22 protein-coding genes are annotated in these 20,505 nt (G+C 60.1%); 13 read left to right on the forward strand and 9 right to left on the reverse strand.

Features of this window, described 5'->3' with window-relative positions; genetic code table 11:
• Position 1 precedes the first annotated feature (1 nt).
• The 3 genes from CD928_RS20645 to CD928_RS20655 are packed head-to-tail and all read right to left on the reverse strand — an operon-like array spanning position 2 to position 3,330.
• Positions 2 to 967, reverse strand: coding sequence for a respiratory chain complex I subunit 1 family protein (locus CD928_RS20645; RefSeq protein ID WP_095388965.1), 966 nt, complete (start codon positions 965 to 967; stop codon positions 2 to 4).
• Positions 964 to 2,988, reverse strand: coding sequence for a hydrogenase 4 subunit B (gene hyfB, locus CD928_RS20650; protein WP_095388966.1), 2,025 nt, complete (start codon positions 2,986 to 2,988; stop codon positions 964 to 966). Before hyfB ends, CD928_RS20645 begins: the two co-directional genes overlap by 4 nt.
• Positions 2,989 to 3,330, reverse strand: a complete 342-nt coding sequence (locus tag CD928_RS20655) for a helix-turn-helix domain-containing protein (RefSeq protein WP_369679315.1) — start codon at positions 3,328 to 3,330, stop codon at positions 2,989 to 2,991.
• Positions 3,331 to 3,509: 179 nt separating this feature from the next.
• Between CD928_RS20655 and sdhC the strand changes: the two genes are divergently transcribed.
• The 6 genes from sdhC to CD928_RS20685 all read left to right on the forward strand — a co-directional run bounded on the left by sdhC (position 3,510) and on the right by CD928_RS20685 (position 11,149).
• Positions 3,510 to 3,920 (forward strand): succinate dehydrogenase, cytochrome b556 subunit, encoded by a 411-nt coding sequence (gene sdhC / locus CD928_RS20660; RefSeq protein ID WP_095388968.1) that lies wholly within the window; start codon positions 3,510 to 3,512, stop codon positions 3,918 to 3,920.
• Positions 3,917 to 4,300, forward strand: coding sequence for a succinate dehydrogenase, hydrophobic membrane anchor protein (sdhD, locus tag CD928_RS20665; protein WP_095388969.1), 384 nt, complete (start codon positions 3,917 to 3,919; stop codon positions 4,298 to 4,300). The genes sdhC and sdhD overlap by 4 nt, the downstream gene beginning before the upstream one ends.
• A gap of 20 nt (positions 4,301 to 4,320) precedes the next feature.
• Positions 4,321 to 6,114, forward strand: coding sequence for a succinate dehydrogenase flavoprotein subunit (gene sdhA, locus CD928_RS20670; RefSeq protein WP_095388970.1), 1,794 nt, complete (start codon positions 4,321 to 4,323; stop codon positions 6,112 to 6,114).
• 38 nt (positions 6,115 to 6,152) lie between these two features.
• Positions 6,153 to 6,932 (forward strand): succinate dehydrogenase iron-sulfur subunit, encoded by a 780-nt coding sequence (locus tag CD928_RS20675; RefSeq protein WP_095388971.1) that lies wholly within the window; start codon positions 6,153 to 6,155, stop codon positions 6,930 to 6,932.
• Between the two features lie 507 nt (positions 6,933 to 7,439).
• The gene (locus CD928_RS20680) at positions 7,440 to 8,618 is read left to right on the forward strand and encodes an acetyl-CoA acetyltransferase (protein ID WP_095388972.1); all 1,179 of its coding nucleotides are present in this window, start codon (positions 7,440 to 7,442) and stop codon (positions 8,616 to 8,618) included.
• A gap of 284 nt (positions 8,619 to 8,902) precedes the next feature.
• Entirely contained in the window at positions 8,903 to 11,149 is a 2,247-nt protein-coding gene (locus tag CD928_RS20685) for an NADP-dependent malic enzyme (RefSeq protein ID WP_095388973.1), read from the forward strand.
• A gap of 12 nt (positions 11,150 to 11,161) precedes the next feature.
• Here CD928_RS20685 and CD928_RS20690 read toward each other — a convergent pair whose 3' ends face one another.
• The 6 genes from CD928_RS20690 to CD928_RS20715 all read right to left on the reverse strand — a co-directional run bounded on the left by CD928_RS20690 (position 11,162) and on the right by CD928_RS20715 (position 15,549).
• Positions 11,162 to 11,467 carry an alkylphosphonate utilization protein gene (locus CD928_RS20690; RefSeq protein WP_095388974.1) on the reverse strand — a complete coding sequence of 102 codons (306 nt, stop codon included), beginning with the start codon at positions 11,465 to 11,467 and terminating at the stop codon, positions 11,162 to 11,164.
• Positions 11,468 to 11,497: 30 nt separating this feature from the next.
• Complete coding sequence (locus CD928_RS20695; protein WP_255247279.1) at positions 11,498 to 12,175, reverse strand: DUF1275 family protein; 678 nt, start codon at positions 12,173 to 12,175, stop codon at positions 11,498 to 11,500.
• A gap of 160 nt (positions 12,176 to 12,335) precedes the next feature.
• Complete coding sequence (locus CD928_RS20700; protein WP_095388975.1) at positions 12,336 to 13,589, reverse strand: acetyl-CoA C-acetyltransferase; 1,254 nt, start codon at positions 13,587 to 13,589, stop codon at positions 12,336 to 12,338.
• 156 nt (positions 13,590 to 13,745) lie between these two features.
• Positions 13,746 to 14,942 (reverse strand): beta-ketothiolase BktB, encoded by a 1,197-nt coding sequence (gene bktB, locus CD928_RS20705; protein WP_095388976.1) that lies wholly within the window; start codon positions 14,940 to 14,942, stop codon positions 13,746 to 13,748.
• Between the two features lie 86 nt (positions 14,943 to 15,028).
• Complete coding sequence (locus CD928_RS20710; RefSeq protein WP_095388977.1) at positions 15,029 to 15,232, reverse strand: hypothetical protein; 204 nt, start codon at positions 15,230 to 15,232, stop codon at positions 15,029 to 15,031.
• Positions 15,229 to 15,549, reverse strand: a complete 321-nt coding sequence (locus tag CD928_RS20715) for a helix-turn-helix domain-containing protein (RefSeq protein WP_095388978.1) — start codon at positions 15,547 to 15,549, stop codon at positions 15,229 to 15,231. Before CD928_RS20715 ends, CD928_RS20710 begins: the two co-directional genes overlap by 4 nt.
• Before the next feature lie 354 nt (positions 15,550 to 15,903).
• On the opposite strand from CD928_RS20715, the gene CD928_RS20720 reads away from it, so the two are divergent.
• The 7 genes from CD928_RS20720 (at position 15,904) to CD928_RS20750 (ending at position 20,497) form a co-directional block, all read left to right on the forward strand.
• The gene (locus CD928_RS20720; RefSeq protein ID WP_141237218.1) at positions 15,904 to 16,083 is read left to right on the forward strand and encodes a hypothetical protein; all 180 of its coding nucleotides are present in this window, start codon (positions 15,904 to 15,906) and stop codon (positions 16,081 to 16,083) included.
• A 52-nt stretch (positions 16,084 to 16,135) separates the two neighbouring features.
• Positions 16,136 to 17,734: a phosphoenolpyruvate carboxykinase gene (locus CD928_RS20725; protein WP_095388980.1), complete on the forward strand. Its 1,599-nt coding sequence runs from the start codon at positions 16,136 to 16,138 to the stop codon at positions 17,732 to 17,734.
• Positions 17,735 to 17,780: 46 nt separating this feature from the next.
• A complete protein-coding gene (locus tag CD928_RS20730; protein ID WP_095388981.1) occupies positions 17,781 to 18,218 on the forward strand; it encodes a DUF983 domain-containing protein in 438 nt (145 codons plus the stop codon).
• Positions 18,215 to 18,667 (forward strand): GNAT family acetyltransferase, encoded by a 453-nt coding sequence (locus CD928_RS20735; protein WP_095388982.1) that lies wholly within the window; start codon positions 18,215 to 18,217, stop codon positions 18,665 to 18,667. The genes CD928_RS20730 and CD928_RS20735 overlap by 4 nt, the downstream gene beginning before the upstream one ends.
• Before the next feature lie 144 nt (positions 18,668 to 18,811).
• Positions 18,812 to 19,009, forward strand: coding sequence for a hypothetical protein (locus CD928_RS20740; protein WP_095388983.1), 198 nt, complete (start codon positions 18,812 to 18,814; stop codon positions 19,007 to 19,009).
• Between the two features lie 91 nt (positions 19,010 to 19,100).
• The gene (zapE, locus tag CD928_RS20745) at positions 19,101 to 20,237 is read left to right on the forward strand and encodes a cell division protein ZapE (protein WP_255247280.1); all 1,137 of its coding nucleotides are present in this window, start codon (positions 19,101 to 19,103) and stop codon (positions 20,235 to 20,237) included.
• A 68-nt stretch (positions 20,238 to 20,305) separates the two neighbouring features.
• Entirely contained in the window at positions 20,306 to 20,497 is a 192-nt protein-coding gene (locus tag CD928_RS20750) for a hypothetical protein (protein WP_095388985.1), read from the forward strand.
• Positions 20,498 to 20,505: the final 8 nt, after the last annotated feature.

Raw genomic sequence — 20,505 nt, forward strand, 5'->3', positions numbered from 1 at the left:
GTCACAAACTCCGCGAAACGAACAACAGGAGCGTGCCGAGGAATCCGAGCATGAAGGCGGCACCAAGGAAATCCGGTACCCGGAACACCCGCATTTTCGCGATCATGGTTTCGAAGGCCGCGAGCAGGAAGCCGGCGACTCCAAGCTTGGCGACATAGACGGCCACGCCGATCAGATGGACATGGAGCGGCGCGCCCGCCGGGGCGAGGCCCCAGGGCACGAATACGCAGGCGATCAACGAGAAATAGAGCAGCAGCTTGAGCGATGCGGCGAGTTCGATGAGCGCGAGGTGCCGTCCCGAATATTCGAGCACCATCGCTTCATGCACCATGGTGAGTTCCAGATGCGTGGCTGGGTTATCGACCGGGATACGCGCATTCTCGGCGATAGCGACGATAACGAGAGCAATCAGCGCCATACCCAGCGAGACCCGTAGACCCACGCCCGGCGAGAGCATGATGCCGGCGATGGTGGAAAGTTGAGTCGAGCCGGCGACCAGGGCCAAGGTGAAGACGATCATGATCAGTGCCGGTTCGGCCAGCGTCGCGATCATCGCCTCGCGGCTCGATCCGATACCTCCGAAGCTGGTGCCGACATCCATGCCCGCGAGCGCGAGAAAGAAGCGCGCGCTCCCCAGCAGCGCGATGATGACAATGAGATCGGCCGACCAGCTGAATAGCAGCCCGGTTGCGAACGTCGGCACCAGTGCCGCCGCCACCCAGGTCGCCGCGAAAACGATATAGGGAACAATCCGGAACAGCCAGGACGCGCTCTCCGCGACAATGGCTTCCTTGCGGACAAGCCGGATCAGGTCACGATATGGCTGCAGCAGAGGCGGACCCTGCCGCCGCAACAGCCGTGCCTTGATCTTGCGGACCAGCCCGGTCAGCAGCGGCGATAGCGCCAAGACCAGCAGCATCTGCGAAAGCTGGATCGAGATGCCATCGATCAGGGAAGTCTCGATCATGGCCGTATCGCCAGGATAAGCAGGAGCAGCACCAGCAAGCCGAAGACCAGGCTCAGATACCGGCGTATGGTGAGGAACTGCAGGTGGTTCAGCCGCTCCGCCAGGACATTCACCAGACGGACGACCGGTTCATAGATCCACTCCCAGACGAGATCGTGCAGTCTCACAGTCAGGCGCGCCGGGCTGCCGTCCCCGGGCAGCGGCATGTGCAGGTCTTCCTGGGCGCGGAACGCGAAGCCACCAAACACGCGGCGCAGCGGCTGTGCAAAGCTGTCCGCCGTATATTGGGTCGCCGGGTTCTGGTCGGGAAAACCGCAGTCCCATGCGGGAGCGCGGCGCAGCTTGTCCGATGCCAGCCGGTGGATGGCAAATGCCGCGAGCGAGGCAGAGGCGGCAATGAAGATGAAAACCAGCAGGCCGTTATAGGAGCTGCGGCTCTCGGCGATCGGCACGATGGACAGCCAGGCCACGTCGGTCTGGACCGGCATGCGCGTTCCAGTGAGGGCCTGAACCACCGGCGCGACCGCATCAATGATAACCGCCGGCACGATCCCTGCGAGCAGGCACAGAACCGCCAGGATCGCCATGGCTACAATCGACAGGCGGTCGACTTCGTGCGCGCCGGTTGCGGCATCGCTCCTCGGTCTGCCCAGGAAGGAAATGCCGAAGGCGCGTACGAAGCACGCGGCGGCGAGGGCCGCGGCCAGCGCGAGCATGGCGCCGACGGCCGGGACAAGGAGCTTCAGCGCCCATTGCGGCAGCTCGGGGCTCAGCAGGATGGCTTGCAGCATCAGCCATTCCGATGCGAAACCGTTGAGCGGCGGCAAAGCCGAGATCGCGACGGAACCCACCAGGAAAAGCAGGCCGGTCATTGGCATCCGGTTCAACAGCCCACCGAGCCGCTCCATCTGTCTTTCACCAGTGGCAGTGAGGACGGCCCCGGCACCGAAGAACAGCAGGCTCTTGAACAGCGAATGATTGAGGACATGGAACAGCGCCGCAGTCATTGCGAGCGCCGCAGCCGCCTTCATGCCATTGCCCTGGAACGCAAGCGCCAGCCCTAGCGCGACAAAGATCAGCCCAATATTTTCGATGGTGCTGTAGGCCAGGACACGCTTGATATCATTTTGCATCAGCGCGGAGAGAACGCCGAGCGTTGCCGTGACGGCACCGGCGAACAACACCGGGACGGCCCACCACCATGCGACGGGTCCGAGCAGGTCGAAGGTGATGCGGATGAAGCCGTATATGGCGACTTTGGTCATCACCCCGCTCATCAGTGCCGAGACATGGCTTGGAGCTGCCGGATGCGCCAGCGGCAGCCAGACATGAAGCGGCACGAGGCCCGCCTTGGAGCCGGTGCCCAGCAAGGCCAGCGCCAGCACCAGTCCGGCAAGGCCAGGAGAGGTGCCGTGCGCACGCATGGTTGCGAAGGCATATCCCCCCTCGGGGCCTGCCATCAGTCCGAAGGCGAGCAGAAGCGCCAGCGTCCCGAAGCTTGCCATCACGATATAGACATAACCTGCCTTCCGGTTGTCTTCCTCCTGGTGGTGCGTCATGACCAGCGCCCACGACGCCAGCGACATGAACTCCCAGGAGAGGAGGAAAGTGAAGGCGTCGGCCGCCAACAGCACCATGTTCATGCCTGCGAGAAACACTGGGAAAAATGGCAGAACGCGTTCCGGCGCGGACTCGTGGCGGCCATAACCGAGTCCGTACAGGCTGGCAGCGGCAGCACCGAGATTGATCACGATGAGAAAAAATGCGGCAAGCGCATCGATCCGGAAGTTGGCGCCGATCCATGGCAGGCCGAGCGGCAGGACTGTTGCCCAGGCAACCGCCGGTTGCGCGATCAAATGGACGAGGCTGTAAGCGCACACGGTTCCTGAAATCGTCAGACTCGCGCCATAAACAGGCCATCTGGCCCACCGAGCACGACCGATCGCAATCGCGACGACGGCAGTGATCAGCAGCGCCAATATGCACCACAGCGTAACGTCAAGGGCCGACCAATTTTTCATTCAGGCAGCCCGCGCATCGCTATCTGTACGGGCAGCCCGGTTGTTCGCTCCCTCCTCGGCCAACCGAACACCGCGCCCGCCAGCTGTGCTGATGGCACCTGGCGCGATGAATTCGATCCCCGCCTCATTCAGTGCGGTGATCAGCCTGGTCAGCGAATCGACATTCCCGCGCACGATATCCTCGCTCGTTTCCATCCGTTGAATGGTTTGGACCGAGATACCTGACAACATAGCGAGCTGTCGCCGATCGATGCCGAGCAAGGCCCGCGCGCCCCTCAACTGGGCTGCCCCTATCATCACGCGTCCTTTCAAACCAATGTGGCAATTATCACATATCATCATTGCATTCTCGCAACTAATATGCAATGGTTGCATTATGATATTTTATACATGAATAAAGCAGCACAAAGCATCAGATCAGCCTTTGAGCGTTGATTGAAGGGTTTTCCGGACAAGAACGATCGCGTTCGGAGTCATCGCCAGAGTGAAAGGCCGAGCGATGTGCAGGTTGGAGGGCCTCAATGAGCGTAAGATCCCGTGTGCGGTCGAGACCTTTGTCCCCCCACCTCCAGATTTATCGGCTAACAATACCCATGGTGATGTCCATTGCGCATCGCCTCACCGGGGTGGCCCTCTATCTGGGCACGTTGGTGGTCACCTGGTGGCTGATTGCCCTGGCCTCGAACGCAAATTCCTATGCCGTATTTCAAGACTTCCTCGGCTCCTGGCTGGGGCGGATAATCTTGTTTGGCTACATATGGGCATTGTTCCACCACATGCTCGGCGGTATCCGCCATCTCCTCTGGGATATCGGCCTTTGGATTGATCTGCCGGCGGCTAGTCGGCTCGCATGGGCCACATTGATCGGGTCGACGGGTCTTACGGTAGCCGCCTGGATTGCGGGGCAGTCACTCAGGGCCGTTCTTCCATGACCGGCATGCGGACGCCACGCCATCGCGCCCGCGGACTTGGAGCCGCCCGCAGCGGCACGGCTCATTTCTGGATGCAGCGCGTAACAGCTATCGCGAACATTCCCCTGACGCTGTTGTTCCTCGCGCTTCTGATCGCACTCATTGGGTCGGACTATGGCGTGGCTCGAGCCTACGTTGCCAATCCATTCGTCGCCATCATTTTAGTATTACTTGTCATATCTGGCGCATTCCACATGCGCATTGGCATGCAGGTGATAATCGAGGATTATATTCACAGCCTTCCGGTGAAAATGATCTGCCTTGCGGGGAATACCCTGTTTTCCGCAATGATCGGTGTCGTATGCATTTATGGAGTTCTCAGGGTCGGCCTGGGCTCCTGACTTTTCGAGGTGGTCGTAGCATGAGCGTCGCCAAAGCATATGAGTTCACGGATCATACTTACGATGTGATCGTAGTCGGTGCAGGAGGCGCTGGCCTGCGTGCCACTCAAGGTGCCGTCGAGGCTGGTCTGAGAACGGCTTGTATCAGCAAAGTCTTTCCGACCCGAAGCCATACCGTCGCGGCGCAGGGCGGAATTGCCGCAAGCCTTGGCAATCTCGGCGAAGACAATTGGCAGTGGCATATGTACGATACGGTCAAGGGTTCCGACTGGCTCGGCGACCAGGATGCCATAGAATATATGTGCCGTGAGGCCGTGCCCACCGTTCTCGAACTTGAGCATGCCGGCCTCCCATTTTCTCGTACGCAGAGCGGGGAGATTTATCAGCGGCCTTTTGGCGGCCATATGAGCAATTTTGGCGAGCGGCCCGTCCCGCGTGCCTGTGCTGCCGCCGATCGCACCGGCCATGCGTTGATCCATACACTATACGGACAGGCGTTACGGTTTGGCGCCGAGTTTTTTATCGAATATTTCGTGCTCGATCTCATCATGGTGGACGGTGAATGTCGGGGTGTCACCGCTTGGTCGCTAATGGACGGGACATTACACCGGTTTCGCGCGCAACAGGTGATATTGGCGACCGGCGGGTATGGCAGAATCTACTTCTCCTGCACTTCGGCGCATACATGCACGGGCGATGGCGGCGGCATGGTGCTGCGAGCCGGATTGCCGCTGCAAGACATGGAATTCATGCAATTCCACCCAACCGGCATCTATGGCGCCGGCTGCCTGATCACCGAAGGCGCACGCGGCGAAGGGGGGTATCTGGTCAATTCCGAAGGCGAGCGGTTCATGGAGCGCTACGCCCCCTCGGCCAAGGACCTTGCGTCTCGCGACGTTGTCTCTCGCGCGATGACGGTCGAAATCCGGGAGGGCCGCGGAGTCGGTGTCAACAAAGATCATATCTACCTCCATCTTGACCACCTCTCTCCGGCGATGTTGCACGAACGCCTCCCCGGCATTTCCGAATCCGCGCGGATTTTCTCCGGCGTCGATGTAACACGGCAACCCATACCGGTGCTCCCAACCGCGCACTACTGCATGGGCGGAATCCCCGCCAATTATCATGGCCACGCCATCAGCGCCGCGGGCGGGGATCCAGACGCTGTCGTCCCCGGCCTGATGTCGGCAGGCGAGGCGGCTTGCGTGTCGGTTCATGGCGCCAATCGCCTGGGTTGCAACTCCTTGCTCGATATTGTCGTCTTCGGGCGCGCGGCAGCTCTGCGATGCGCTGAAACGCTCACAGCAGGAGCCTCGCAGCCAGAATTGCCAGCAGATGCGGGCGAAGCGAGCATTGCCCGGTTTGACAAGTATCGCCACGCCAAAGGACGAACTCCTACACCGCGCCTTCGGCTGCAGATGCAACACACCATGCAGAGATTCGCGACGGTGTTTCGCACTGGCGAGATTTTGAAAGAAGGCGAGCAAAAGCTGAAAGAGGTGTGGAATGCACTTCCCGATATCGGGGTTTCTGATCGTTCGATGATCTGGAATTCGGATCTGCTCGAGACGCTCGAGTTCGAAAACCTCCTGTTGCAGGCCACTGCCCTGGTCGGCTCCGCGATCGCGCGAACCGAGAGCCGAGGCGCGCACGCGCGAGAGGATTTTCCCGAACGTGATGACAAGAACTGGATGAAGCACAGCCTCGCATGGGTGGATGGATCAGGGGATGTCCGCCTGGACTACAGGCCAGTTCATACGTTCACGCTCACTGAGGATATCCAATATATCGAGCCCAAGGCGCGCGTATATTAACAGATAAGGTCGTTGTCCTGAATGGTAGGGAAGTTGCAATGGTTCAGCTTACACTTCCGAAGAACTCGAGAATAGTCAAAGGCAAGAATTATCCTGCCAGTCGCGCAGCTACGAGAGTGCGAAGAGTTCGGGTTTACCGATACGATCCGGACAGTAGCGAGAATCCACGGATCGACAGCTACGATGTCGATCTTGACTTGTGCGGGCCGATGGTTCTTGACGCTCTAATCACGATCAAGAACGACATCGACCAGACATTGACGTTCCGACGGTCCTGCCGCGAGGGCGTATGCGGATCCTGCGCAATGAATATCGATGGAAGCAATACGCTCGCCTGCACGAAAAGTATTTCGGATATCAAGGGCGATATCCGAATTTATCCGCTGCCGCATTTGGAAGTGGTCAAGGACCTCGTTCCAGACTTAACGCATTTTTATGCGCAATACGCAGAGATCAAACCCTGGCTCCAGACAGAAACGCCGCAACCAGAAAGGGAGTGGAAGCAAAGCCGCGACGATAGAGAAAAGCTGGATGGTCTATATGAGTGCATATTGTGCGCCTGCTGCTCAACCTCATGCCCCAGCTACTGGTGGAACAGCGATCGATATCTCGGTCCGGCCGCATTGCTTCAAGCCTATCGATGGCTTGCCGACAGCCGTGACGAAGCGACCGGCGAGCGCTTGGATAATCTTGAGGACCCCTTCCGTCTTTACCGTTGCCACACGATCATGAACTGCGCACAAGCATGCCCCAAGGGGCTCAATCCGGCCAAGGCCATCGCTCAAGTCAAGTCGATGATGATTGAGCGCCAAGGCTAACCGTCTGATTAGAAGGTCGCGGTCGTAGGCGGCTCCCAAGGCTGTCACGACTGGCAGACCGGCGGAAATCCGAGGAAGTTACCACCGGATCGCGGCAGCACTCATGCGTTTCCGAGCCGTCCAGCACAATGGCGAACCATTCGGCCTGGATCTCTAATCACCCAGCGTTCGCCAAAACTTCTCGATATTCGAGACGCAGTCTCAACATACTCGGCCCACCCTGCTTTCCCCAACTGCATCATCTCAATCCGCCAGAACCAAGGCAAGCACGCTTGCTCGGATTGAGCAATGAATGATGTTTAATACATCAAAATACGATCTTCACATATTAGGTAATAACATGATACATCACTAAGCATATTCAGAACATGCAAGGCGCTCGGCAAACGAGCTGCCTCCAAGGTGGCGATCCCCAGCGGGATAGCCTTCGATCTGGAAGGCCCTGGATGACCCACACACGCTTCCTTCCCGGGAGGCGGTTGTTTCCATAGTTACGCGAGGTTGCAGATGCCCAATACCAAGATCCAGGCAAACATCGTTGGTTGGGGGCATACGCCGTTCGGGAAACTTACCGGAGAGACAATCGAGGGCCTTATCGTCTCCGCAGCGAAGGAGGCAATTGGCCATGCGGGGATCGATCCGCGAGATATCGATGCCGTCTGGTTGGGCCATTTCAACTCCGGCATGGTTCCCGATGCGTTTTGCTCCTCACTGATTTTCGGCGCGCATGATGCGTTGCGCTTCAAACCGGCAACGCGGTGCGAGAATGCCTGCGCTTCGGGTTCGGCTGCGCTCTATGCAGCAATGGACGCAGTCCAGAGCGGCCGGATCAAGGTCGCGCTTGTCGTCGGGGCAGAGAAGATGACCGGGCTAGACACGGCAGGCGTTACGCGGGCGCTTTCCGGTGCCAGCTATCAGCCCGAAGAGGCCGATCTCTCGTTCCCAGCGATATTCGCGCAATTCGCCAAGGCCTATGCCGACCGGCATGGCGATCCGACCGAAGCCATGGCACGAATAGCGGTCAAGAACCATCGCAACGCGCTTTCAAACCCGCTTGCGCATCTGCGCAAGGAGATCGATCTTGAGTTCTGCCTGACGGCGTCCGATCGCAACCCCGTTATCGCCGCGCCGCTCAAAGTGACCGATTGCTCGCTCATTTCCGATGGTGCGGCTGCCGTGATCATCGCCCATCCGGATGTAGCACGCGGACTTGAGCGTGCGATTGGATTTCGTGCAGCCGAACAGGTCAACGACTTCCTTCCCATGGCCCGCAAGGATCTGGCCAGCTTCGAAGGGCCCCGCCTGGCGTTCGAGCGAGCCTATCGCGCTGCTGGAATTTCCGTGAATGACCTGGACTTCGCCGAAGTCCACGATTGCTTCACGATAGCCGAACTGCTGAGCCTTGAAGCTATGGGCCTTTGTCAGCCAGGCGAAGCAATCCAGCTGGTGCACGAAGGGCAGACCGAACGTGGAGGCCGCTTGCCCGTCAACCTGTCGGGCGGACTCAAGGCAAAGGGCCACCCGGTCGGCGCGACGGGTGTGTCGATGCACGTCATCGCGGCCCGCCAGCTTTCCGGGAGTGCGGGGGACATGCAGGTCTCCGGCGCAAGTCTCGGTGCCTGCTTCAACATGGGCGGCGGCGCGGTGGCGAACTATGTCTCGATCCTCGAACCGCTCAAAGTGTAGGCACCGCCATGGTCATCGGTGCGATCATAGTCATCTCCATCTTGCTCCTAATGCTCTTCGTCGGCGCTACGATCGCAGGTGGGCGGGCGCATGACCGGCGGAACGCCGAGCTGGCTGCGCACGAGCGGCAACGCCAGATGCGCGACGGGGATTCGGTGCCTTGACGCAGGCCGTAACGACTTCGCTCCGCGGCGCAGAACTCCGCTAGCAAACTCGTAATGCCGGGACGCGTCGCCTGATTGCGCGGACGAGCCACAGCCAGACCATGGATAAGGAAAAATGAAATGGGCGATACATCACTTGATCGCGAGGCGCTGGCCTTTCACTCCACCGGTCGCCCCGGCAAGATCGAGATTGTCGCGACCAAGCCCATGGCCACACAGCGCGATCTTGCGCTCGCTTATTCGCCCGGCGTAGCGGCGCCCGTCCATGCGATCGCCGCGAACCCGGACGCCGCGTATGATTATACCGCTAAAGGCAACCTGGTGGCCGTCATTACCAACGGCACTGCGATCCTAGGCCTCGGGAATCTCGGGGCACTGGCTTCCAAGCCGGTGATGGAAGGCAAGGCGGTACTGTTCAAGCGCTTCGCCGACGTCGATTCCATCGATCTCGAACTCGCGACCGAAGACGTCGATCGCTTCATTTCCGCTGTGGAGCTGATGGAGCCGAGTTTCGGCGGGATCAATCTCGAGGACATCAAGGCACCCGAATGCTTCATCATCGAGCAGACACTGCGCGAGCGCATGAACATTCCCGTTTTCCACGATGACCAGCACGGCACGGCGATTATCGCTGCGGCAGGCATCATCAATGCCGCTTTTCTGACCGGACGCGACCTCAAGGATATCAAAATGGTCGTGAACGGTGCGGGGGCGGCGTCGATAGCCTGTACCGAACTCGCCAAGTCGCTCGGCGTGCGTCATGTCGTCATGTGCGACAGCAAGGGTGTGATCTACCAAGGCCGCAGCGAAGGCATGAACCAGTGGAAGTCGGCGCATGCCGCTGAAACGAAAGCCAGGACATTAGCCGACGCGATGAACGGTGCGGATCTGTTCCTCGGCCTGTCGGTTGCCGGGGCGGTCACGGCGGAAATGGTCGCTTCGATGGCGCCAAGTCCAATCATCTTCGCGCTGGCGAATCCGTCACCGGAAATCCAGCCCGAGATTGTGAAATCCGTTCGTGAGGACGCCATTATCGCGACAGGCCGTTCGGACTATCCCAACCAGATCAATAATGTTCTGGGCTTTCCCTATATCTTCCGGGGAGCGCTCGATGTGCGGGCAACCACGGTCAACGACGCCATGAAGGTAGCGGCTGCAAAAGCCATTGCCGAATTGGCGCGTCGGCGCGTTCCAGATGAGGTGGCTGTCGCCTATGGTGGCCGCGCCGGCAGCTTCGGTCCCGAATATATCATTCCCACTCCATTCGATCCTCGCCTGATCGAAACGGTTCCAGCTGCCGTCGCACTGGCGGCGATGGAAACGGGCGTGGCCCGCCGACCGCTTGCCGACCTCGCCGCGTATAGCCAGGCGCTGCGGGCACGATTGAACCCGACCACCGCTGTGCTGGCCTCTGCCCATGAGCGTGCTCGCTCACAGTCGACTCGCATGATTTTTGCTGAAGCGGAGGAGGACACGGTCCTGAGGGCTGCGATTGCCTTTCAGGAAGAAGGCTACGGCAAGTCGATCCTGGTCGGCCATGACGACCGGGTGCGCGAGGGGCTTCAACGACTGGGCTGCGATGCCGCAGAATTCGAGATCCACAATGCACGGGTATCGCCCTTGATCCCCGACATGATCGAGCACCTTTACAGCCGCCTCCAGCGCAAGGGCTATCTCTACCGGGACTGCGTGCGTCTCGTAAATCGAGATCGCAATGTGTTCGGCGCGCTGCTGCTTGAGCTCGGCGAGGGTGAGGCGATGATCACTGGCACGACGCGGCATTTCAGGCAGTCACTGGAACAGATCCGGCTCGTGCTGGACCCTGCCCAGGATCACATACCGTTCGGCCTTCATGTGCTTGTCGGCCGCAACAAGACTGTCTTTGTTGCAGACACCACCGTGAACGAACGTCCGTCGGCGGCCGACCTTGCCGATATCGCCGTGCAAACCGCTGAAATTGCCCGCCGGATGGGACACGACCCGCGCGTTGCCTTCTTGTCCTATTCCAATTTTGGAAACCCGCCGGGCGAATGGCTTGCAACATCCCGCGACGCGGTTGCCCTCCTCGATACCCGCGGCACCGACTTCGAATATGAAGGCGAGATGTCCCCCGATGTCGCGCTGAACAATGAAATGAAGCGCTATTATCCCTTCAGCCGGCTGACCGCACCCGCCAATGTCCTGATCATGCCGGGTCTGCAATCGGCCAGCATCTCAGCCAAGCTGATCAAGGAACTCGCTGAGGGCGATTCCCTCGGCCCGTTTCTGGTCGGTATGGAAAAGCCCGTGCAGATCGCAGGAATGACCTCAACAGTGTCAGACTTGGTCACTCTGGGCGTCTTGGCCGCCGCCGGGATCGTGCGCTGAGATTTCCGCAGCTCAGGCGCGTTTCCGGACAAATTCCGCACGAAGCACCAAGCCCTTGACCCCCTCGTAGCGGCAGTCGATCTCCTGGGGGTCGTCGGTCAGGCGAATGGACTTGATCAAAGTGCCGCGCTTGAGTGTCTGGCCCGCGCCCTTGACCTCAAGATCCTTGATCAAGGTCACCTGATCGCCATCGGCCAGAAGATTGCCAACGGCATCTCGCACCTCGATCTGTCCCGCAGCACTGCGGCGTTCTGCAAGCTCGGCAGCCGGCATCCATTCGCCGGATTCTTCATCATAGACATATTCGTCGTCGCTCATCGCGGTTTCCTCAAAGATTTGATCGGCGTGTCAGGCTGCCAGGAGATCGCGCTCGATCAGCCATGTCCGCAGGGTCAGAAGCCCTGCGATTGACGCCGCCAACACAAGTGCGCCGCCATCGAGCGCCATCCAGGCGCTTGCTCCGGCGATGCCGCCCATCACGAAGGCCAACCAAAAGGATGCGTGCAAGCCGATCTGGCGGTGGTTTGTTCCGGCGCGGCCACCGGCCAGGGTTTCGCCAAAGCGAGCGAGCTGACCGGAGGGTGACAAGGCTTCCGGTAGTTCCGGATTGTCCCGATCGAATATGCAATGGACTCCGCCCATTGCCATTGCGAGCAGGATGGCCAGTGCAAACGCTTTCCCTTCCCTGAAGGCGCCATAAGCTGCCGCGAGCGCAAGTGCAGTCGCCAGCAGGATGACCATGCGCCGAAGCCGGGTGATCCGGTAGGTGCTCAGCGTGGTCATGACGATACCGCCGAGAAAGCTCAGGACCATAGCGCACGCAAACAAGGCGAGAGGATATCCTCCTTGAAGATTGGCGCCCGGGGAGGTTAGGACGACGTGCCCGAAAGCCAGAACCCCGACCGCATCAACAAGGCCGGCAAGCGCCGCCAGCTGGACGAGTGCACGCACGGCCCTGCCAACTTCCAGCGAACTGGGGACGCGTCTTGCCTGATCGAGTCCGGTTATACTTTGCCTCTTACGCATGTGCTTCGGTAGACCTTCGATAATCAGTTCGAAACCCTGCCCGCTTCCAAAGCTTACCTATAGCTCCGGCGAACCTGCTCGACCATCGTAATGACATACCTATGAGGGTGATGCGCCAAGTTGGTCGGCGGCCTTCCGCCGCCAGAACACACGGTTGCATTCAGATGCGCTCAATAATGATAGCTGGGGCCATTCCGCCAGCGGCGCACATCGTGATAAGTCCACGCTTCAAGTCTCGGCGTTCCAGTTCGTCGAGGACCGTACCGATCAACATCGGTCCTGTCGCACCGATGGGGTGTCCGAGTGCACAGGCACCGCCATTGACATTAACCTTTTCACGATCGAGCTTGAGGTCTCGAATAAATTTCTCGGCCACGACGGCAAACGCTTCATTGACCTCCCACAAATCGATATCTTCGATACGCAGGCGTGCTTTCTCCAAGACACGCCTTGCTGCGGGCACGGGCGCGTTCAGCATAAGTGTGGGGCAATCGCCCATGTTTGCTGCCATCACGACGCGCGCACGAGCCTTCCAGCCATTGCGCGCGGCATAGTCAGGCGAGGCAAGCAGGATCGCGGAAGCACCATCGACTACGCCTGAACTGTTACCTGCATGGTGAATTGCCTGCCAAGTCAGGTCCGGGTATTTCTGATTTATGAGCTGTCGGAATGTGGGTCCCCCGTCAGTCAGCGCAAAGTCCGCGACAGCCGCAAAGCTCGGTTTGAGCCCCGCCAGGATCTCGGCCGTAGTTTCCGGGCGTGGATACTCATCATGGTCCAGCGCAACAGTTCCGTCCGCGTTCAATACGCTGATAAGGCTCTGGGCGAAGCGACCCTCGCGGATAGCGGCATCGGCCCGCCGCTGGCTTTCCAATCCAAGCGCGTCAACGTCTTGGCGGCTGATGCCCTCCATTGCTGCGATGGCATCAGCGCAAACGCCTTGATGGGATTGGGGGTGTATTCTCTGAAGAGCGGGGTTGCCCGATCCCATTCCCAATGGACTATATCCGGCTGCCATCTCCTGGGCAGCAAGCTCAGCGTGGTAGGACATCATTTCGATGCCGCCAGCCACGACACATTCTGCCAAACCGGACATAATCTGGCCTGCTGCCAGATTTACGCTCGTAATTCCGCCGCCGCAGAAGCGGTCGAGTGTCATGCCACTGGTCGTTTGGTCATAATCGGCCAGCAGCGCCGCCATCCGGCCAATATCGCCGCCCTGCTTGCCTTTCTGATTGCTGGTCGAGATGATCACATCATCAACCTCAGACGTTTCGAGGTCATTGCGCTCAGCAAGCGCTTTCAGCACTGTCGCTCCGAGATGCTGGGGGTGAAAGTGCAAAAGCGCACCTTTGCCCGGCTTTCCTATGCCGCGAGGTGTCCGAACGGCGTCGATAATATAGGCTGTGCTCACTTGCGATGCTCCTGATTCAGATTGTTTTTTGCTGAAAGGCCGATCCGCGCCGGAACCGACGGACGCATGAGTCAGGGCGGTGCTTCTCCAAGCCTCTCGACACTACCAATTGGGGAGCGACACCATGTCTGAGCTAGGCCGGGCATCTTTTGCCTCTCACCCATGTGCTTGCGGCATACGTTCGATGATCAGCGCGATGCCCTGCCCGCCGCCGATGCACATTGTCACCAGACCATAGCGTCCGCCGATGCGTTCCAGTTCATGGAGCGCCTTGATCGTGATAATCGCACCTGTCGCGCCGACCGGGTGACCAAGGCCGATCCCGCTACCGTTCGGATTGACCTTCTCAGGCGGAAAATCGAGCAGCTTGGCAACAGCACAGGCTTGGGCCGCGAAAGCTTCATTCGCTTCGATCACCTCGATCTGATCTAGTGATAGGCCCGCGCGCTGGAGGGCGATGGGAACCGCTTCAACCGGCCCGAGGCCCATGACCTCGGGCGCGACACCAGCATGCCCCCAGGCCACCACACGGGCTCTCGGCGTGAGACCGCGTGCCTCGGCAGCAGCAGCAGACGCCAGAACCAACGCGGCTCCGGCATCGTTGATGCCGCTAGCGTTGCCGGCCGTCACCGTGCCGCCATCTTTGCGGAAAAGAGGCTTCAGGCCTGCAAGTGCTGCTTCTGACACATCGGGTCGAACATGTTCGTCAACCTTGAACAGGTAAGTGCCATTCCTGCTTTTAACTTCGACTGGTACGATCTGATCGCGAAAGCGGTCTTCTCGCTGGGCAACAGATCCGCGCCGATGGCTTTCGGCCGCCAAGGCATCCTGCTGCTCTCGCGTTATACCATAGCGATCAGCCATGTTCTCGGCCGTCACACCCATGTGACCAGCGCCGAAGGGATCGTGGAGAATGGCGTTCATCGCATCGATCATCGCTTCATCGCCCATGCGCCGACCCCAACGCATGGATTTTGTGACGTAGGGCGACTGGCTCATGCTTTCGACCCCGCCGGCAACCGCAATGTCGCATTCGCCAAGAGCAATCATCTGCGCTGCAGAAATAACGGCCTGAACGCTCGATCCGCACAGACGGTTGAGCGTGAGTGCCGGGGTCTTGTCGGGAATCCCGGCAGCGATCGCGGAAATGCGTGAGACATACGCGTCGCGCGGTTCACTCTGAATGACCTGGCCAAGCACGACATGGCCGACGTCCGCGGGCTCGATCCCGGCCCGCTTTATCGCTTCGGCAATGACGATGCGTCCGAGCTCCCAAGGGGCAACATCTTTGAGACTACCCCCAAAATCGCCAATGGCGGTACGCGCACCCGACAAGATTACGACGTCGTGCAAAACGATTCCTTTTCGACACCAGACGCCCGGGAACGGGGGCGGATAGGGGAAGCGCCAACGGCCTCGGTGAGGGTCGGCGGCTTATGTCAGTGCAACAGCGGTTTGGGCATTTCGAGCAACCCGACCGCGAGGGACTGGGCATTGGCGAAGTCTGCCGCATAGAAGACCTTGCCGGAGTTGCCGCCGAGATGGACGCGCTCGAGCATGGCCACGTCGGCCCGGAACGTGCTCGCCGAGTAGCCTTCACGGAAGGTCATGATCAGTTTGGGCGTATAGGGCTTTATCGTCATCGCTCAGCCTCTTGGCCTTCCGCCTTGTCATAGAGAATTGACTGAACCCGGCCGCGCGCCTTGCCGGCGGTCGATTCGCATAACCGCACCCCTCTCCCGACACCGGTGCTGGGCGCATTCTCGCCAAGCAGTTCGATGCCTGCCCCCTCAAGGGCGGTGATGACCTTGACCAAGGTGTCGACGACGCCGCGCACCTGGCCGTCCGATGACTCCATGCGCTGGATGGTCGGCAGGGAAAGCCCGGCCAGTTCCGCCAGCTGGCGCTGGTCGAGGCCGAGAAGGGCGCGCGCTGCCCGCATTTGCTGCGACGTGATCATAGGAACTCCGTGATGTTTTATACGTCAAATATCAGTCTTAACAATTTAAGCTGGTGTTGTATATATGCCTTATGCCATTCATTGAATCAGTTCCTGGGGAGGAAAGCCTCGTTGGCGGCGCGAGTGCAACGCGCTCGCCCGTCAGCGGCGTTAACGCCCATCTCCGGCTGATCCCTCGCGATCCCAGCGACTTCCGGGTTGTGGTGACATTCCACCGCGCCGACGGCTCGCTCTGCGAGGCTGAGCTGAAACCCGTCGAAGCTGCAGGCCTGATGTCAGAAATCGCGTGCGTCATCGACCAGGGCAACGGGCGGGAACACCGGAAGGGAACAGCGCCCGATGCAGGAGCATGCGATGGCTGATGAACCGGAAAATCAGGCCCCGGCCAGCAAACACGTCAAGGCGGACCCGCAACGTCCGGACAGTGTTCCCGATGGCCATGCACTTGCGGACGATCCGCCCGGAAAGGGCCGTATCCATCGCCCCAAGCTGTCGCTTCGCTATCGCTCGCAGACTTTCGCAACCGACCGGTGAAGCGCAGCGCCCCAAAAACTCACACCAGTCCCTGAAAGAGGCCTTTGATCCCATGACCCTGACGCTCACACACCCGGAGATCGCCATCAAGGCAGGTGGCCAGCTTCATGAAAACCTCGACACGCCGCAGCTTGTCGAGCTGGCGCTGCGTCGCAGCGAAGGCCGTATGTCGGAACATGGCGCGCTCGTGGTGGAAACCGGCGAGCACACCGGGCGTTCGGCCCAGGACAAGTTCATCGTGCGCGACGTCCTGACCAAGGACGATGTTTGGTGGGGCTCAGCGAACAAGCCGATGAATGGCGAAGCGTTCGAGCAGCTCCACGCGGACTTCCTCAAGCACCTTGCCACGCTCGACGACGTCTTCGTTCAGGACCTGTTTGGCGGATCGCAGGCTGAACACCGTGTCGGCGTTCGCATCGTCACCGAGCTTGCCTGGCATTCGAGTTTCGTGCGCACCATGCTCGTGCGCCCCACCTCAGACGAACTCCAGCGTTTCAGCGCCGACTACACGATCATCGACTTGCCCAGCTTTCGCGCGGATCCCGAGCGACATGGCTGCCGCTCCGAGACCGTGATCGCCATCGATTTCATGCAGCGCGTCATTCTGATTGGCGGCACTGGCTACGCAGGCGAGATCAAGAAGGCGGTCTTTACCGTCCTCAACTTTGTCCTGCCGCAGCAGGGTGTCATGCCGATGCATTGTTCGGCCAACATCGGCCCCGATGGCGATACCGCGATTTTCTTCGGCTTGTCGGGCACCGGCAAGACGACCCTTTCGGCCGACGCCTCGCGCACCCTGATTGGTGACGATGAACATGGCTGGTCGGACACTGCCGTGTTCAACTTCGAGGGCGGTTGCTACGCCAAGATGATCCGGCTCTCAGCCGAGGCCGAGCCGGAGATCCACGCCACCACGCAGCGGTTCGGGACGATCCTTGAAAACGTGGTGATGCATCCCGAGACGCGCGCGCTCGACCTCGACGACGCCTCGCTCGCCGAGAACAGCCGCGGCGCCTATCCAATCCACTTCATCCCCAATGCCTCCTGCGAGAACATGGGTCCGGTGCCCAAGAACCTGATCATGCTGACAGCGGACGCTTTTGGTGTCCTGCCGCCGATCGCCAAGCTCACCCCCGAACAGGCGATGTATCACTTCCTGTCGGGCTACACGGCCAAGGTCGCGGGCACTGAAATGGGCGTCACCGAACCAGAGGCGACATTCTCGACCTGCTTTGGCGCCCCCTTCATGCCACGTCACCCCAGCATCTACGGCAATCTCCTGCGCAGAAGGATTGCCGCTGCGGGCGTGGATTGCTGGCTGGTCAACACCGGATGGACCGGCGGCCAGTATGGCACCGGCTCGCGCATGCCGATCAAGGTGACCCGTTCGCTCCTCAATGCAGCCCTGTCAGGCAAGCTCAAGCATGCCCAGTTCCGCACCGATCCCAATTTCGGTTTCGAGGTTCCGGTCGAGGTCGAGGGTGTCGATACACAGATCCTCGATCCCCGCGCGACCTGGGCCGACGGGCATGACTACGACCATGCCGCGCGAGGTCTCGCCGACCGCTTCCGGCGCAATTTCACGCAGTTCGTCGCGCATGTCGACGAGAGCGTCCGGCGGGCAGGTCCTCCCGGGTTTTTCGATGCCTAGTTTCATGCACTCACCCTTTGACAAACTGCGGGAAAAGCCAAAGCCGATGCCCGCCTATGAGCCGGGATCGGTGACCGGCAGCATCGCCCTCCCTGCCTCTGGCTGGGCGGCAATCATGCGCGGCTTGCTAGGGCGCTGCGCACGATGCGGCGAAGCGCGCCTGTTCATGCGGTTTCTCAAGCCGATCCCACATTGCCCACATTGCGGCCAGGACTGGACCCATCAGCAGGCCGATGACTTTCCGGCCTATGTCTCGATCTTCGTGACCGGTCATCTGATGGCACCGCTGATCATTGCTTTGACCCGGAGTTCAAGTCTTTCAGCCGCTGCGCTCTTAGCAATAGTCCTGCCACTGGCCATGGTTCTCATGATCGGCCTGCTCCAGCCTGCGAAGGGTGCCATCATCGCCTTGCAGTGGTGGTTCGGCATGCATGGGTTCCGCAAGGAGCGCCCGGAATTAATTCCGGAAGCAGATGAGTCATGACAATAGAATTCCGCCCGCTAGCAACGACCGAGATCGGCGAAGCCGTAAGGTTTTGGGAGGCTTGCGGACTGAGCCGTCCTTGGAACGATCCCGAAGCTGATGCCCGGCGGGCGCTTGAGGGCCCATCCTCGACAATCATCGCTTCCTTTGCCGCAGGTCATCTCATCGGAACGGCGATGTGCGGGTGGGACGGCCATCGCGGGTGGATTTACTATCTTGGCGTTGACAACGATTTTCGACGCTGGGGCGTCGGGCGCAAGCTCATCTGGCACTGCGAGGACTGGCTCGGCCAGTTCGGCGCGCCCAAAGTCCAGCTCATGGTCCGCTCCGAAAATGAAGCGGCGGCCCGCTTCTACGAAAAGATCGGCTACGAGGAAGACAGCTTCCGCTTTTTCTATCGCCGCACCGCCACGAAGCGTCACCGCGAACAGCAATCCGAAGCGCCCTGATCCGCTCGTTAGCCGGGCGCAAACAGACTGACGCCCCCTTTCGAGGCCCATCAGCGCTCCGATCGAGTTGCCGGCCTCCCGGCGTTGTCAGGCGCGATTTTCATTTCAGGCCAGCCCTTGCTGGCGCATTTCAGGAAACAGCCAATGGTCGATGCAAATGTGTTCCTCGCTGGCAGCAATGAAGTCGGCCCCATGTTCGAAAACATGCATTTTGGTTTCGCTCCGACACCGGGTGACAATGTCGAGATCGAAGGCAAGGCCTATGCCGTCTCCAGCGTCATTCACACGCCGAGCATCTACGGAATCGGCGCAAAGCTCAAGGTTACTATTCGGGCAAAGTAGCAGAGCCCGAGGGTCGCACCGGCCGACTGGGATTCCTGGTCGGCCGGTATCCCCTGTTTTCAGTCCATCACAATTCATGGAGTCAAGGTACTTGCCACAGAGCAAAGTCATCGCGCGTTACGAGGACGCCATTGCAACGGGCCAGCTGCGCCTCGACGACGCCCAGCGTCAGGTCGCAATGCGCTTTGGCGAAGCGATCGCCCAACTGGAATTGCAGGCCCAGCGTCCTGGTCTTATGGCTCGCTTCACGCGGCGCAAACCCGAGCCGGTCCGGGGTGTCTACCTCTGGGGCGGCGTCGGGCGCGGCAAATCGATGCTGATGGACCTGTTCTTCGATTGCGTTGAGATCAGCGACAAACGGCGGGTCCACTTCCATGAATTCATGCAGGAGGTGCACGACCGGTTGCGCGTCGAGCGCGCGAAGGAGACCGGCGACCCGATCCTGCCGGTCGCGGAGGCAATTGCTGCGGAGGCCCGGCTGATTGCATTCGACGAGATGATCGTCACCAACTCGGCTGATTCCATGATCCTGTCCCGGTTGTTTACCCGGATCATCGGCCACGGCGTAACCGTGGTCGCAACCTCCAACCGGCCACCTCAGGATCTCTACAAGAACGGGCTCAATCGGGAGCATTTCCTGCCGTTTATTGCGCTGCTCAAAGACCGGCTCGACGTCCTCAGCCTTGACGGGCCAACCGACTATCGCATGCAGCGTCTGGGCGGCTTCCAGACCTGGCATGCACCCAGCGGCGATGCGGCAACCGAAGCCCTGAGCCGCGCGTTCTTCCGGCTAACCGATTTCCCGGTCGAGGACCGCGACCACGTCCCGTCCGAAACCGTGGTGATCAAAGGCGGGCGGGAACTGTTCGTGCCCAAATCGCTGAAGGGCGTGGCGGTATTCTCGTTCAAGCGTCTGTGCGGGGAACCGCGCGGTATTCCCGACTACATGGCCCTGGCACATCGCTATCACACCGTCATTCTGGTGGGCATCCCGGTGCTTGACGCGAACCGGAAATCCGAAGCCGCCCGATTCAAGACCTTGATCGACACGCTGTACGAGAATGGCGTCAAACTACTCGCCTCCGCCGATCGCGATCCCGACACGCTCTACTGCGCAACGGAAGATGCCTTCGAGTTCGAGCGGACCGTTTCGCGTCTCAACGAGATGGGGTCGCACGAATACCTCGCCCGGGGCCACGGCGTCGGGGACGAAACGGTAGCGGCGTAGCTGCGCGACCAACCTCGTCGATCACCGATTCACGAACACGATCATCCAAAAACGAAAGAGTGCAAGCCATGACTGCAAAACCACTCCTCAAGCCGACAGCCCGCAACAGTGACTTCTACCTGAACCGGCTCAACACCTGCCTGGAAGAGGCCAAGGAAGCCTCTCTACCGCGCGTCAGGGAACGCTCCATGCGCGCTGCTGCTGCGTGGAAAGAGATGTACGAGAAGGCGCAGCTATTTGAACGGCGTCTCGGCCGCTGAAACGGAAC

Source organism: Sphingopyxis sp. GW247-27LB (assembly GCF_002277025.1).
In the GTDB taxonomy this organism is placed as follows: Bacteria; Pseudomonadota; Alphaproteobacteria; order Sphingomonadales; family Sphingomonadaceae; genus Sphingopyxis.